Raw genomic sequence first — 697 nt, 5'->3', positions numbered from 1 at the left:
TGCTACGGGTGTGCGGTCGCGAACGGAATGGCAGACATTGACAGAGCGCGGCGTGACAGGGGGTCAGGGCGATTTTTTTGCGGCCTCTCAGCCTCTTGACAGCAATGTGAAAAAATATTCGCAAAGATACTCTGTTTAACCTGCCGTTTGGTGAGTTTTCACGTAGAATATCGCGCCTGTAGCGTGATGTATGACGAGCAAAATGACAGTGAACGACCTTTAACGGGTTACAAATGTACGTGAGGAACGCTGCTGTTTTCTCAGCCCTGAGGGAGTCAGGCGACGATTTGTAACAAAGGAAACGTGCTGCACTAATTTTCACCGTAGCAGGCGATTTTTGCGCCTTGTCGCTGCTGCGTGTGGTTGGTAAAGTAAGCGGATTTTGTTTTCCGCCCCAGCTTTCAGGATTATCCCTTAGTATGTTGAAAAAATTTCGTGGCATGTTTTCCAATGACCTGTCCATTGACCTGGGTACCGCGAATACCCTCATTTATGTAAAAGGACAAGGCATCGTACTGAATGAGCCTTCAGTTGTGGCCATTCGTCAGGATCGTGCTGGTTCACCGAAAAGCGTAGCGGCTGTAGGCCATGACGCTAAGCAGATGCTTGGCCGTACGCCGGGTAATATCGCTGCCATTCGTCCGATGAAAGACGGCGTTATCGCTGACTTCTTCGTGACCGAGAAAATGCTTCAGCA

General features: G+C 49.6%; 1 pseudogene. It reads left to right on the top strand.

Features of this window, described 5'->3' with window-relative positions:
- Window positions 1–419: 419 nt before the first annotated feature.
- Window positions 420–697: pseudogene (gene mreB / locus C3418_RS23830) on the top strand (rod shape-determining protein MreB); the annotation flags it as partial.

This window comes from Aeromonas sp. ASNIH8 (assembly GCF_002919855.1).
GTDB lineage: Bacteria > Pseudomonadota > Gammaproteobacteria > Enterobacterales > Aeromonadaceae > Aeromonas > Aeromonas caviae.
The sequence above is the reverse complement of the archived record's forward strand: the minus strand, read 5'-3'. Positions and strand labels throughout refer to the sequence as shown.